This is a genomic window from Lactococcus sp. LG606, from assembly GCF_017309645.1.
In the GTDB taxonomy this organism is placed as follows: Bacteria; Bacillota; Bacilli; order Lactobacillales; family Streptococcaceae; genus Lactococcus; species Lactococcus petauri.
On sequence record NZ_CP071301.1, the window covers coordinates 1,856,616 to 1,871,689 of the forward strand.

General features: G+C 33.9%; 12 protein-coding genes. All 12 read left to right on the plus strand.

Features of this window, described 5'->3' with window-relative positions; genetic code table 11:
• Nucleotides 1-6: 6 nt before the first annotated feature.
• The 12 genes from J0J35_RS09180 (at nt 7) to J0J35_RS09235 (ending at nt 15,071) form a co-directional block, all read left to right on the plus strand.
• Nucleotides 7-1,341, plus strand: a complete 1,335-nt coding sequence (locus tag J0J35_RS09180; RefSeq protein WP_019291779.1) for a DUF2142 domain-containing protein — start codon at nt 7-9, stop codon at nt 1,339-1,341.
• Nucleotides 1,342-1,359: 18 nt separating this feature from the next.
• The gene (locus J0J35_RS09185) at nt 1,360-4,296 is read left to right on the plus strand and encodes a rhamnan synthesis F family protein (RefSeq protein WP_206916713.1); all 2,937 of its coding nucleotides are present in this window, start codon (nt 1,360-1,362) and stop codon (nt 4,294-4,296) included.
• A 120-nt stretch (nt 4,297-4,416) separates the two neighbouring features.
• A complete protein-coding gene (locus tag J0J35_RS09190; RefSeq protein ID WP_165706314.1) occupies nt 4,417-5,658 on the plus strand; it encodes a glycosyltransferase family 4 protein in 1,242 nt (413 codons plus the stop codon).
• Between the two features lie 5 nt (nt 5,659-5,663).
• Nucleotides 5,664-6,530 carry a glycosyltransferase gene (locus J0J35_RS09195; protein ID WP_019291782.1) on the plus strand — a complete coding sequence of 289 codons (867 nt, stop codon included), beginning with the start codon at nt 5,664-5,666 and terminating at the stop codon, nt 6,528-6,530.
• A gap of 2 nt (nt 6,531-6,532) precedes the next feature.
• The gene (locus tag J0J35_RS09200) at nt 6,533-7,264 is read left to right on the plus strand and encodes a glycosyltransferase family 2 protein (RefSeq protein ID WP_019291783.1); all 732 of its coding nucleotides are present in this window, start codon (nt 6,533-6,535) and stop codon (nt 7,262-7,264) included.
• Nucleotides 7,264-7,629, plus strand: a complete 366-nt coding sequence (locus J0J35_RS09205; RefSeq protein ID WP_019291784.1) for a DUF2304 domain-containing protein — start codon at nt 7,264-7,266, stop codon at nt 7,627-7,629. Before J0J35_RS09200 ends, J0J35_RS09205 begins: the two co-directional genes overlap by 1 nt.
• Complete coding sequence (locus J0J35_RS09210; RefSeq protein ID WP_019291785.1) at nt 7,613-8,557, plus strand: NAD-dependent epimerase/dehydratase family protein; 945 nt, start codon at nt 7,613-7,615, stop codon at nt 8,555-8,557. Before J0J35_RS09205 ends, J0J35_RS09210 begins: the two co-directional genes overlap by 17 nt.
• Nucleotides 8,558-9,011: 454 nt before the next feature.
• Nucleotides 9,012-9,809 (plus strand): glycosyltransferase, encoded by a 798-nt coding sequence (locus J0J35_RS09215; RefSeq protein WP_019291786.1) that lies wholly within the window; start codon nt 9,012-9,014, stop codon nt 9,807-9,809.
• Between the two features lie 2 nt (nt 9,810-9,811).
• Nucleotides 9,812-10,942, plus strand: a complete 1,131-nt coding sequence (locus J0J35_RS09220; protein ID WP_153924346.1) for a glycosyltransferase — start codon at nt 9,812-9,814, stop codon at nt 10,940-10,942.
• Nucleotides 10,943-11,142: 200 nt separating this feature from the next.
• Nucleotides 11,143-12,150: a stealth family protein gene (locus J0J35_RS09225; protein ID WP_019291788.1), complete on the plus strand. Its 1,008-nt coding sequence runs from the start codon at nt 11,143-11,145 to the stop codon at nt 12,148-12,150.
• Nucleotides 12,151-12,209: 59 nt separating this feature from the next.
• Nucleotides 12,210-13,637 carry a flippase gene (locus tag J0J35_RS09230; RefSeq protein WP_086582783.1) on the plus strand — a complete coding sequence of 476 codons (1,428 nt, stop codon included), beginning with the start codon at nt 12,210-12,212 and terminating at the stop codon, nt 13,635-13,637.
• A gap of 60 nt (nt 13,638-13,697) precedes the next feature.
• Complete coding sequence (locus J0J35_RS09235; protein ID WP_019291790.1) at nt 13,698-15,071, plus strand: DUF2142 domain-containing protein; 1,374 nt, start codon at nt 13,698-13,700, stop codon at nt 15,069-15,071.
• Nucleotides 15,072-15,074 lie beyond the last annotated feature (3 nt).

The window sequence follows — 15,074 nt, forward strand, 5'->3', positions numbered from 1 at the left end:
AAAAAAATGAACACGACGGACAATAGAAAATTAAAACTCCCTGCAGAGAAATTCTTTATCATCGTTGTGCTCATTTTTGGTGCATTCTCAACATTTCTCACACCTCCGATGACGACTGGTGATGAAGGCTATCATCTTAGTTATGCTTATAATCAATTCTCGGCTAATCATCCAAAGGTTATGGCAACGCCGAACCTTCGAATTATAGAGAATGAGGCGATTGGTGGTTCTACAGGTAGTACAGCAAATATCAGTATTAAGGATACTATTTTCAAAAAAGTGGATTTAGAGAATGATGGTATTCGCTTCAATTTCACGAATAATGGAAATAGTTTTGTCCCCATTAATTTTATGCATCTCCCAGCGTCCATAGGTGTGTTAATCGCCCGTCTTATCTATCCAAGCATTGGTGTGATGGACTATGGTGGTAGACTTGCTAATCTCCTGTTTTTCGCTCTTTGCTTTTACTTTATTATCAAGAAAAGTAATCAGGGTAAGTGGTTGCTCGTGATGCTCTTTACTGTTCCTTACCTTATGAAGATTGCAAGTCCAAGTTACGATATCTTTAGTTTTATTGTCTTTGCAATGTTTACGCTCAACTTTTTAGAGTTAACACAAATCAAGAATTTTAAAGAGTTGAGTAAAAAGCAAAAAATTTATAGTTTAGCGACTATCTTGTTGCTCTTTTTAGCGAAGAAAAATTATGTTTTCTCTCTCTTTGCCCTTATTGGACTACCAATGGTCTATAAACCTGTTGTTACCACGATTAAGAAAATGAAGAAACACACAATAATTGTGTTATCTACATTAATTGTTGCCTTGGTTATCGCAGGACTTGTTCTTTTCAACGAAAAACTTGGCTTAATTCATTTTGGAAAAGTATTTTTTAATAACTATTTAAATTTTGCAACTATGGGCCCTAACGCACGAAGAATGTGGATGATTACTCCAATGAATCTTCCAGACTTTTTCAATATCATATGGATTTTATTATTCTGCTGGGTTGCTATGGGGGAGTTCAGACGTGTGTATCCTAAATGGACAGTATGGAGCTCAGGAATGACTTATTTTATTAACTGGATTGGTATTTTCGCAGGCTTCTATATTGGTCAGAGAGCGCTCTCGACCTTCGATGAACTCTCTGGTCGCTATCTCCAGCCCCTGATTATTTTCTTCCTTCCAGCATTACAAAACTTGGGCGCAAAGTATAATATCCAACTTTCAGAACGAACAGTCGCAAATATTGCAAAAGTCTCTACAATTACGATAATGGTTCTTTATTTATTTATCGTTTTCTATCGAGGATTTATTCTAAGAGTAAAACCGACAGGAGTTGTTTAAAAAGGAGTAAAAACCCCCATGAATGATAAGGTTTCTGTTGTAGTCACTTGCTACAATCATGAAAAATATATTGCAAAATGTATCAAAAGTATCTTTGAACAAACGTATCAAAATATTGAGCTTATTGTCTTTAACGATGGTTCTACAGATCGTTCGGGAGAGATTATCTCTTCGTTACTTCTAGAATCTCCTTTTAAAGAAACAAAATACTTTTCAGGCGCGAATCAAGGTGTAGTAAAAGTTAGAAATGCGGCCCTAGAACAAATAACAGGTGAGTACTTGTTGTTTGTGGATAGTGATAATTTTTTGAGCAAGGATTATGTTGAGATCCTGCTCAAAGAAGCCAAAAAACATGGCGATGCTGATATTGCTTACTGCCAGCTTTGGGATTTTGAAAAGAAGCGTAATATTTTACACGACAATCTCGACTTTATTTTAGAAGATGAGCTGGTACAAAATGTTATCGATATGTCTTCTTTGGTTAAAACAACAGCTATAAAAAGCGCAAAATTTGATGAAAATTTAAAAAGCTTAGAAGATTATGATTTTTGGCTTAATTTAATTCTTAAGAACGGAGCGAAAGCTTTTTTTGTAAGAGAAACGAAGTTAAACTACAGAGTTTTAGATGCTTCTCGAAGTCAAAGAGATGATCTCAATCGCTATTTCGAAGATTATCTTTATATTTTGAAGAAGTATAAGCCACTACTAGGAGACAAGTATGAACAGGCGATTAAGCAAAGTCTCATCTCAACTTCTCATAATTTTAGAGAGATGAATAGATTGGCAGAAGAGCGTCTTCTTTTAATACGTGATTTAGAGAAAGTATTGCATTATAATGAGCAACAACTTCAAGTTAAAGAGGAACAACTCCAAAATCTTATCCAGTCAAGAAGCTATAAATTAGGGAATCTTATTATACACAATACGAAGCGTACGCTCTTTGTCTTAAAAAGACCTAAGCTATTATTAAAAGCTCCTCGAAAAATTTACCGCAAATTATCTTTAAATTTTCATCCGCTTCTCGAAATGAGGAAAGCTCTGCTTCGTCCTTTACGCAATAAAGCGCGTTCGAAAAACAACTACCACAATCCGAAACGTGCACTTGTTTACGTAGTGTATGCAGATGGTAAAAAACTTCAAGAATACAAAATCATCTTCTTGGAAGCACTTGCTAAACTGTCCCACGAGATTATTATTGTGGTCAATGGTTCTCTCATTCCAGAAGATAAGACGATTTTGGAAACTTATGGTCGCGTAGACATTCGTCCCAACAAAGGCTACGACACAGCAGCGTTTAGACATGGTATTCTTGCTTTCGCAAATGAATCACTTTCACATTTTGATGAGCTGTTACTCGTCAATGATACCAATGTGGGTCCTTTTATTGATTTAGAAAAAATCTTTGAAAAAATGGCTTCACAAAAACTGGATTTTTGGGGAATGTCATATGGTGAACCTCAACCAGATATTACCGGTTATAATAAATATAAAACCATTCCGATTCATCTTCAGTCTTATTTCCTCGTCATTGAGAAAAGTATGTTCACTTACTCTGGCTTTATAAAGTACTGGGAAAATATGAATGACACGGATTCTAGAGATAAAGCTATTGGTAAACATGAAACAGTATTCACAAAGCATTTTGAATATTTAGGGTTTAAACACGGTGCAGTGAGCAACAATAATAGTGACAGTGCAATGTATATTCATCCATTGACAATGTTAAAAGATTTTGATGTTCCTCTTGTAAAATATACAGCATTTTCAAATTATAGTGATGATAAGTTTTTATGGCAAGGCATTTCCAGAAAAACACAAGTTCCAGAATTGATTGAATACATTAAAACCAATACAACTTACCCTGCCCATGTTATTGATAAGATGATGGAGGATATCAAAACTAGTGCGCCTAAGGAGCATATTTTAATTATTGATGGTGTGGAAAATGCTATCCCGCAATGTACACGCTATCGGGTTGAAAATAAAGCGGCACAGTTAAGGGAGCTTGGCTATGATGTGTTGACAGTCAATGCTTCGGCTTTTAAAATGAGTGATGCAGAGAATGCGAGCCATATTGTCATCTATCGTACCGGTTACTCGGAAGTACTCGAACAACTCTGTCATCTTGCAAAAAAATACAATAAGCCAGTCTATTATGACATTGATGATCTTGTTATTGATACCAAATATACTGATTTATTGGCTTATACGCAAGGACTTTCAGAGGTCGATAAGTATAATTATGACAGTAGTGTAAAATCTTATGGGAAAATGATGGCCTTATGCGACATTGTCGTTACAACCACACAAACCTTAAAAGAAGAGCTTGAAAATTATAGTTCTGAGGTGATAATTAACAGAAATCTTGCTAGTGAAGAATTGGTAAGATTAAGTCAAGAAACGCTCAAGGATTATACACAAGTTTCTTCGAAAATTAAGATAGGATATTTTTCTGGCTCAATCACACACAATGAAAATTTTGAGATGATTAAACCTGCAATCATGCAAATTCTAGAAAAATACCCACATGTAGAACTGCATTTGGTCGGCTATATTGACCTTCCACAGGACTTGAAAAAATACACAGAGCAAATCATAATGAATGACTATGTGGATTGGAAAGAGCTCCCTAGATTAATTAGCCAAATGGATATCAACTTAGCACCTTTGGTTGATAGTGTTTTCAATCGTGCAAAATCAGAGATTAAATGGCTCGAAGCAGCGCTTGTGAAAGTACCTACTGTAGCTAGTTATTTGGGATCATTTGAAGAAATGGTAAAAAATGATGAAACAGGAATCTTGGCCCAACCCGACGAATGGTATGAAAAACTGGAAACACTTATTGAAAATCCAAGCAAACGACAAACGATTGCAGAAAATGCCTATCATTTTGTTTTGGAGAATTGTACAATTAAAGAGCACACGGATGAATTTACAAAGAGCATAAGTATCTAAAAAATTTGTAGATATGACTTTAGGGAAGAATCATACTTTTCTAATTTGTCTTTTTTGACAGTGTGTCTTTGCTTATTGGCGAACAACAAGTATCACACTTTAAAGGATAAGGAAACAATAATGAAAAAATTTTTATTTGTCTCTCCGACAGGGACTCTTGACAATGGAGCTGAAATTTCAATTTTTTATCTGATGATGATGCTTGTACAACGCGGGAACACAGTGATTAATGTTGTGCCAGATTATCCAGGAGTAGATAAGACAGCCTATAAACATAAATTTGATAGCTCGGGTATCGAGACATATTTTCTTCCCGCAGGAAAATGGTGGTGGGAGGATGCTCCAGGTGGCCTTCCGGAAGATGAGAAGGTTCGTGCTTTCTATTATCGGGAAAATATCGCCCAAATTAGAAAACTCATTCAAGAAAATAATATTGATCTCGTGGTTACCAATACAGTCAATATGTTTCAAGGGGCTGTTGCCGCAGCCTGTGAATCAATACCACATTTCTGGTTAATTCACGAATTTCCCGAAAATGAATTTGCCTATTACAGAGATAAGATAGATTTTATTGAAGAGTATTCAGATGAAATTTATAGTGTAACTGGTCTTCTGAACCAGAATCTGAATACTCTATTTCAGAACAAAGAAATCAAAAATTTTATTCCTTACAGCGAAGTGGATATCTCACCTTTGAAAAAAGGAGAAAAAATCCGTTTTGTCTCTGTCGGTCGCTTGACAGAGCGCAAAAACCAAATGGAGCTTTTACAAGCTTATCATAAGTCTGGAAAGACAGATGTGGAGCTTCTTTTGGTTGGCGCTCAAGATGAGGATTATAAAACTAAGTGCTTGAGTTACATCAAGAAGCATAACCTGAAGAATGTGAAGTTAACTGGCCACCTTGAACAGCCTTGGGAAGTACTCACAGACAAAGATATCTTTGTGAGCTCCTCAGCTCTAGAAACCTTTGGTTTGGTCTATATCGAGGCTTTACTCAAAGGCTTGCCCGTAATAATCTCGGATAATCCAGGCTATGAATCTGCATATAACATCTTCCAAGAAGGTGAAAAATATCATCTCGGAAATATTGAAGAATTATCTGAAATATTATCAAGAAGTTTAACGGATTTTGAGGCAAAAAAGGAACACAGTATCAATAAAATTCCGGAAGTTCGGGAAAAATATTCTTTAGAATTTGTTTACAAAGAGTTTATTGAAAGTGCAGAGATGGTACAAGGTAATAGCAAAAAAACTCTACGACATATAGAAAATTTGGTCACTTTGAATACGGAACGTTCAAATCCACCGAGCTCGAAAATAAAAAGAATCGTTAAAAAGGTTCTTTTGAAAATTAAGAAATGATAACGATGAATATAACTATTTCTTTAGTAGCTTATGCACAAAAATTCACAGAAACTGAATCTTTCGAGTCACTCCTTAGGATGAGTGACATTATCAAAAACAAGCTTAATATCATTGTTTTTGATAATGGAAGTACGGACTATTCCGATGTCGCTCTACCTTCTGGTTTTCATTCACTCACCTATATCTATAATAAGGACAATGTGGAGCGTGGGACACGCATAGCATACGAGACTTCTCTCACTCACTCTAATGATGAATGGCTGATGCTACTCGATGATGATACCTCCCTTACAGAAGACTATCTGAGTCTTTTGCTTGCTGAATTAGGAAGTAAGATCAGAGACACAGAGATTGTTGCCTACTGTGCAAAAATATACGATGGTGTAACACAGATTTCCCCAACGGCAAGTGAAACGTTGGATATGCTCTTATTTCCAAAGGAAGCAGGAGTCTACAAACAAGATATATCAGGCATTTCTAGTACTTTAACGCTGAGAAAAGCTTTTATCGAAGATATAGGGGGCTTTTCTAAAGAGTTTCCCCTCGATTATTTAGATCACTGGCTGTTTTCTCAGATTATCTTTAACCAAAAAAAGGTGGAAGTCTTAAACTGTCAATTAAATCATCAACTCTCAGTGCAAGACTTGTCGAGTTTGTCAGAGGAGAGATTTTATAGCATTTTTAGCAGTGAATACAGGTTCTATAAAGCCTATAAGCCGGAGTTGTTCTGTCAACTTAATAAAAAATATGTTAAAATGGTTCTAAAAGGTTTTTTGAAAAGAGATTCTGGAATCAGATGGAAGAGCTTGATTAAAGTGATGTTAAAAGTAAAAACCAACAAACCCGAGGGTAAGAGAGGACTTGAATAAAGTTGATTAATGAAGCAAAAATTCTTCTAATCATTCCTGCGTATAACGAGGGAGAAGGCATTGCAGAGAACATACGAAAAGTAGAGCAGTATAGAGCAAGCTCTCCTTATAATTTAGATTATGTGGTCATTAATGATGGCTCTACAGATAATGAAGAAGAGGTTTTAAGAGAGAACAATATTAATCATGTTGAGCTTATTCAAAATCTAGGTATTGGTGGTGCTGTGCAAACAGGCTATATGTATGCAGATGAAAATGGTTATGACATTGCAGTGCAGTTTGATGGAGATGGGCAACATGATATTGAATCGCTTCCTCAACTTGTCGATCCAATTATAAATAACGAAGCAGATTTTACTGTTGGTTCTAGGTTCCTTGATGATAGTAATTCAGAATTCAAATCTTCAAGAACACGGCAAATTGGGATTAAAGTTCTTTCAGCTTTGATTCGTTTGACTTCAAATATTCGTATAATGGATGTTACTAGTGGCTACCGTGCAGGTAATCGTAAAGTTATCGAACAATTTGTGAAGAGATATCCACGTCAATATCCCGAGCCAGAAAGTTATATGCATCTTTTTGCGAAAAATATTCGGGTGAAAGAAGTTGGCGTGAGAATGTTTGAACGTACCACAGGAACATCCAGTATAAATCTTTTAAAAGGTGTGAACTATATGATTAGCGTTTCGCTCGCTGTCCTTGTATCATCGATGATTGGGAAGGAGAAAAATTAATGCCCATTCAATTACGCGTCTTAGCAATTATTTTCTCAATTATCTTTTTTATTTATGTTATTCAACTTATAAAAAAAGATAAAGCTGAGATACGCCATATGCTCAAATGGTTCATACTTGCAATAATTATTTTATTTGGTGCGCTTTTCCCTGAATTAGGAAGTAGCATTGCCCATTTTATGGGGATACAGACTTTAACATCTTTGGCTTTATTTATATTAGTGAGTTTGTTGCTTTTTATATCTTTGAAGTATCAAATGTCACTTATCTCCGCGGAAAAGCAGATTAAAAATTTAGTTCAAGAAACGTCGTTACTGAAGAAGAAAGTGGAAGAAGTAGAAAATAAGAATGATTCAAAACAATAATATCTTAATAACGGGAGGAGCAGGTTTTATTGGTTCCTCTCTAGCAAATAAGCTTATTCCCAATAACAAAGTTATGGTCATTGATGATCTCTCGATGGGAAGTTTCTCTAACCTAGATAATTCGATTAATTTAACAAAAATCGAGGGATCTGTAACGGATAAATCTTTGCTTGAAAACATTCTTGGGGAAAATGATTTTGATTATATTTTCCATTTAGCAGCAGTAGCATCTGTAGCAGATTCTGTCGCTCGTCCCTATGAAACTCATCAAGTTAACTTTGATAGTACGATGACGATTTTAGAAATACTTCGAAGAAATAAAAAGTCATTGAAACGTCTAATTTTTTCTTCAAGTGCTGCGGTCTATGGGGATGAACCAACTCTACCTAAACAAGAAGAAAGTGTGATTCGCCCTTTAACACCTTATGCAGTGGATAAGTTTGCTTCAGAGAAAATGGCGATGGTTTATAATAATTTATATAAAATTCCAGTCAGTGCGACACGATTTTTTAATGTTTATGGCCCAAACCAAAATCCTAGTTCCCCTTATTCGGGCTTTATTTCGATTTTAGTTGATCGTTTAAAAAGAAGAGCTCCCTTGACAATTTTTGGTGACGGTGAGCAGGCGCGCGACTTTGTTTATATTGATGATGTTCTTCAAGCGCTGATTCTGATTGCGACATCAGATAAGTCTTTAGGGGAAGTTTATAATGTTGGAACTGGGACAAAAACTACTCTGAATGATTTAATTCTCTTGGCTCAAAGAAATTTAAACAAAAAATTAGATGTGGAGTATGTAGAGCCCAGAGAAGGTGATATCAAGCTTTCGATTAGTAGTATTCAAAAGTTAAAAAAAATAGGATACAGTCCAAAATATAATCTCGAAAGTGGCATGAAGAAGTACTTAGATTATGAATTTCATAATTAAAAAGTGATTTTAAATCGGAGACACCCTAGTAGTTTAAAATCTTTTTGTTTCTTTTTTGCTCAAATTCTTAATAGATATTAATAATATCTATTATCTTTTTGGAACTATAATTATTTAATAAATCAAGAAAAAAGTAGAAAGATGAAGAAGTTTAAGAAATGTTCATATATATTATACTATTTGAAGTTTTTTCTTATTTAGGTAGATAGTATATTACCTGTATATTGAGCATTCCGATTCTATAATTTTTAGTTTTAATGATAGTTGGCAGATTCATTACTTAGGTATTTCGAAGTATTAAATGGTTCTAATTTTACGATAAAAATATATGTAAGTTTAATTTTGGGTTTTTGTGATTGAAAGAGACGTGATTAAGTACTTAAATTACGAATATTTTTATACATCAGAAAATTTGTTTTTTTAACAATAAAAGGAAAGGTTAGGCCTATTTTTTATGCCAAACACACAATTTGCACATACTTTTGTTATTTGTGCATATCAAGATTCACCATACTTAGAGAAATGTATTAAGTCATTATTATCACAGTCTTCGGTGAGAGAACAAAAATCAAAAATTATTCTCTACACCTCAACTCCCACGAGTTTAATGATTAAGACGGCTGAAAATTATAGTATTGAATATTTTGTAGGAACAGGTGGAAGTATTGGTGCCGATTGGAATGGTGCCTTATCTTTTGTACAGACAAAATATGCGACCATCGCTCACCAAGATGATACTTATGAGCCGGAGTATGGAACCAAGATTATTCAAGCTTTCCAAAAACAAGAAGATTTAAATATTGTTTTCTCTGATTACTATGAGATTGATGAAAATGATAATCTCAGAAAACGAAATATTAATTTAAAAATTAAAACTTTTGGCCTACGTCTACTTTCTCTATTTAAGAATAAGTCATATCAACGTAGAGTTTATTCTTTTGGTAACTTTATTTGCTGTCCTGCTGTCTCCTATAATATGGAACGTCTGAGTGATTTTAAGTTCAATGAAGAACTTCGAATGGCTTTAGATTGGGATGCTTGGGAGCGAATTATGCGTCGACCAGGTTATATCAAATATTTGCCAGAAAGGTTAATGGCTCATCGTATTCACAGTGATTCAGAAACAAGTGCAAATACTATTGACAAAAATAGAGAAAAAGAAGAGTATGATATGTTTCGTCGATACTGGGGTGAGAATATGACTCAGCTTCTTATGAAAATTTATGTGAATAATCAAAAAGGAAATATTTAGAAATGAAGAAAATAACTTTTGCTGTTGGAGATTTACGCATGGGTGGCTCTATGCGAGTACAAAGCGTAATTGCTAATAATTTGAATAGAAAAAAATTCGATATTACTTTTTTTTCTATGAGAAAAGTTGAAAGCTATTTTCATGTAGAACCAGAAATTATTTTTGCAAAAAATGCCATGACTCACAGCCAATTTCGAAGCATACTTATTAAAACTGGTATTCAAAAATATATTTTGAGGCAGCCTGTTGATATGACAGTCATACCAAATCCTAGTATGGTTAAGGATTTGGTGGACTATGTTAAAGAAAATAATATAGAAACGGTGGTTTTAGTTGAGCAGTGGGCTGTAGTAGCGCAAGAATTAAAAGAGCAACTACCAGATGTTAAATTGATTTCGTGGTTACATTTCAATGTTACAATGTATAAAACTTTTTTGTATGGGAAAAGTTATAGTAGATTAGTGAATAGTTATAAGTATTCTGATTTGATATGTGTCTTAACTGAGGAAGATAGATTAACTTTAAATGGTATGGGCCTTGAAAAAGTAAGGGTAATGCATAATCCATTAACAATTGAATCTCATACAGAGAAAGCTAATTTAAAAAGTAATAAAATTAGTTTTGTGGGAAGGATTGATTATCATACTAAAGGTTTGGACTATTTGCTAGATATTGCTGAAGAACTGGATGATAATTGGAGCATTCAAGTTGCAGGGAAAGGTCTGTTTTTTGAAGAAAAACGCTTTGCTTATGAAATAAAAAAGAGAAAGCTAAATAAAAAAATTCAATGGCATGGTGCTAAAAGTGGAAATGATTTAAAAAAACATTTTCAAGATAGTTCCATATTTATTAGTACAAGCCGCTTTGAAGGATTCCCACTGGTTTTTGCTGAGGCAATGAGTTTTGGCTTACCAGTTATAGCCATGAAAAATTCAGGTTCAGCTGAAGTTTTGAATAAAGGTGAGTATGGAGTTTTGGTGAAGCAAGGAGACGTTGCAGAGTTTGTAGTTAAGTTGAAACAATTTCAAAATTCACCAGATTTAAAAACCAAGTATGGGAAACTTTCGAAGGAAAGATCAGATATGTTTAGTGTAGAAAAGATTATATCTATTTGGGAAGAAATTCTTCAATAGTTAAATGTGTTCGGAAAAGGTCATGTTTTCGTTTAAATAGAATATAGAAGTTTAAGTGAAATTGTAAGAGAACACCTTATGATGAATAAATAAGTAGATATGTTTCATAATTGATTTTCTGAATTTTTAAAGTTAATATACAGAGAGTATGGCAGAAGATTAAGTTAGAAAAATAGTTAAGAGAGTAATAGGAGTTGAAGATGGCTGATAAGATAGATTTTGTGATTACTTATTTAGATGGAGCAGATCCAGAATGGATAAAAGAGAGAAATTATTATCGTGAAAAAATTCAAGGAGTTGTAACACAAGAAAATGGCGATAGCAGGTATAGAAATATGGACAACTTTCACTTTCTTTTACGCTCTATTGAGAAATTCGCTCCTTGGGTGAATAAGATTCATATTGTGACTTGGGGACATATTCCAGAATGGTTGAATACAGAAAATCCCAAAATTAATATTGTTAATCACCGAGATTTTATACCAGAAGAATACCTCCCAACTTTTAATACAAATCCAATTGAGTTGAATTTTGATAGAATTCCAGGTCTTGCGGAGCAATTTGTTAATTTTAACGATGATATGTTTTTGAATGCACCAACTCAACCTACTGATTTTTTTGAAAATGGTCTTCCAAAATTACAAATTATGCATGCTCCTTTTATGCCAACTCTGGCGCTGTTTGCCAATAATATTTTAGCTGTAAATAAGGTTGCTGATACAAAATGGTTGATAAATCCTAAGATGTTTTCATTGAAGAATGGGCTATTTGCTGCATTATCAAATCTGTATTTGTTACCAATTTTAAAATTTTACGGAAAATTTCTAGGTTTTAGAGCGGACCATCTTACTCTTCCACTGACAAAAACGATATATCGTGAATTTAGAGAGGCATTACCAGAATACTTTGATTTTGTGAGTAAGGGGAAATTTAGAAATTCACAAGATGTGAGAGGAATTTCTAACTGGGCGATTGCAGATTATGCACGTGCAACAAATCAATTCGAACCAATGAATTCTTTTAAATTTGGGAGCCTAGTTAATTTAGGAAAAGATGTTGATTTTGAAAAATTATTTAAATCAAAATATAAAGTACTTTGTCTAGAAGACGGAGATTTTGTAGCTGAAGAAGATTTTGATGATATTGTAAACAAAATGAATACTGCTTTTACAAATAAGTTACCTAATAAGAGTGGTTTTGAGAAATAAATATTAGATAGGATGGTACGTTGTAGTGTTTTTTATAAACATTTTCAACTAATAAAGAGATGAAATTTGTTAAGAATATGCTGTATAGTACAGTCTATCAGATGTTAAGCATAATTGTCCCCCTGATTACAACTCCTTATGTTTCTAGGGTTCTTGGAGCCACAGGGATAGGGATAAATGCTTATACTTACTCTATTGTGATGTATTTCGTGTTAGCGGGCGGGTTAGGTATTCAGTTGTATGGGAATCGAGAGATTGCCTATAATCAAAGAAATATTGAAGAAAAAAGTAAGGTCTTTTATGAATTGGTTATTTTAAAGTTTATAGCCATATTCATTGCTTCTATACCTTATTTGATTTTTTCAATGTATCAAGGAGACTTGAAGATTTATTTCATGCTTCAAGGTCTTGCATTATTAGGTTCAGCATTAGATATTTCTTGGTATTTCATGGGTGTAGAGAATTTTCGGATACTAGTTGTAAGAAATACGATTGCTCGTTTACTCCTCCTTATCTTAACATTTGTACTAGTTAAAACAGCAGATGATTTATGGATATATATTCTCTTAACCATGTTAGCTCCCCTGTTAGGTAATCTTACTGTTTGGCCGTTTTTAAAAAAAGAATTTGTTCCTGTAAAATTTAGAGAACTTAATATCCTAAGGCACTTAAAACCTACCCTACTACTCTTTTTACCACAAATAACGATGACGATTTATCTGTCCTTAAATAAAACAATGCTAGGAATTATGGATGGTGTTGTGAGTGCTGGCTATTATAGCCAGTCGGATATGATTATTCGTACAGCTTTTACTTTAGTTTCTAGCTTTGCTTCGGCTTTCTTGCCCCGCTTATCGAGTCTTTTTTCGGAAAAAAGACATTCTGAGATTAAAAGTTTAACTTTAAAGTCCTTTAATTTAAGTGCAACATTATCTATTTTAATCATGGCAGGGATTATGGGGGTTTCACAAACATTTGCGGTATTTTTCTTTGGGAAAGATTTTGAAGAAGTTGGCTCTTTGATGTTTGTTCAAAGTATAATGATCCTCTTTGTCGGGATAGCTGTAGTTGCTGGTAATCAATATTTATTAGCTTCAAATCGAACAAAAGAATACACGGTATCTGTTTCTATTGGCCTAGTGGTTAACGTTATTTTTAATTTTATTATGATTCCTCTTTTTGGAGTGATGGGCGCAGTAATAACAACCGTGTTAACTGAATTAGCTGTGGTTCTCTATCAGTTATGGTCAATACGCGATGTTTTTTCTTTGAGGGAAATACTGCATGGCTTTTGGAAGTATCTTCTTGCGGGCTTAGCGACCTTTTTTGTTGTATTTAATTTAGGCCAGTTGATGAATGTAAGTGTGATAAACTATATTATTCAAACGGTGCTCGGAACAAGTATGTATGCTCTAATTGTGTGGCTACTAAAAGCTCCAATTATTGCTGACATCAAGAGTATCATTCGTCTAAGAAAGAAAAATTAGAAATTTAAAATTAGTATTACTGAAGTAAATCACTAAATAGATATAGGATGAAAAGTATAGATGGAATATGTATCTAAAAATTTAAGGAAGTTATCGAAACAAAATTTGCCTGTTCATAAAATTTATATCGTGCTGGCATTGTTGTTTGGTATTATTTTTTCGATAGCTATGCCTATTTTTCATGAGCAAGATGGACAATATCATTTTGCAGCTTCGAGTGCTATGGTTGATCTTCCTGTAAACCTTTCCAATTATGGTGAATATGTTGTGGGATCAGGTATGGATAATCAAAAGCAATTTTATCAGAACGGGACTCACTTTCAACAATTCTATTTGCAAAAAGTTCAAATTATTCCACAAGAGGATGTTCCTCGAAAAATAAATGCTCTTAGTAGTAAATTTAACTATGATTATATGGGACACATTATTCCTGCATTGGGGGTTTGGGTAGGGTATCATATTTATCCCTCTCTTGGAGTAATGACAGTTGTTGCTCGCTTATTTAATCTTATAGTATGTGCTACGATGATGTTTTTCATTATTAAATGGGTAAAAAAAGGTAAACTTCTTTTTGCTTGTGTAATGTTGAGTCCGGTAGCAATTATTTCTTTTGCTAGCTTGTCTTATGATGCTATTAATTTTGTTTGGGTTGCATTTCTCATAGCTTATATGATAAATATGTCACTTAGATCTAAGTTAGTATTGAGGAAAGAGCTACCAATACTTGCAGTTTTAGGTGTGACCAGCGTTTTGTGGTTTAAAACAAATTTTCTTTTGTTGTTTGCCATGCCAGCCATTATCCTTGTTAATTATTTAATCTCTAATTATTATGGAGATGATGCTGTGCGTCAGAAGAGTAAATATAGAGTGATAGCAGTTGTTTCTTTTCTGACTTTTATAGTTGGAAGTGGTGCTTTCTATTATTGGACACATAGTAATGGAGGTGTGCGCTATGTTGTTTCAAGACTTTGGGCATCATTTGGTATTCTTAGTACTCCGACATCGAGTCAAGTTAGCCAAACACTCTTAGCCCAGACTAACAGAATGACAAATGGTATACCTTTTTGGATAGCAGGGGTTTGGTTCGCTTTATTAATATGTATTCTATTAGTTGAAGATAAGTATGTGAAATCAAAAGTGATTTCATTTGGAGCATTGGGAGTGTTTGGCATTTCTATTTTAGTTGTATATATGGCTTTTATTTCTTACAATAATGCGATATCAGGCCAAATTTATGGTGTACAAGGGAGGTACTTTACTCCTGTACTATTACTTCTTTCTCTTTTTATGGGAAATGAGGCATTTAAATTAAAAATAAAGCCGAAGAGAATAGTGGTTGTTCTTATGATAATTATTGTTATTATTTCAAATACACTGATTGTTACCAATACGTTGTCAAACATGCATGGATTATTTATTGATATGAGAGGATAAACA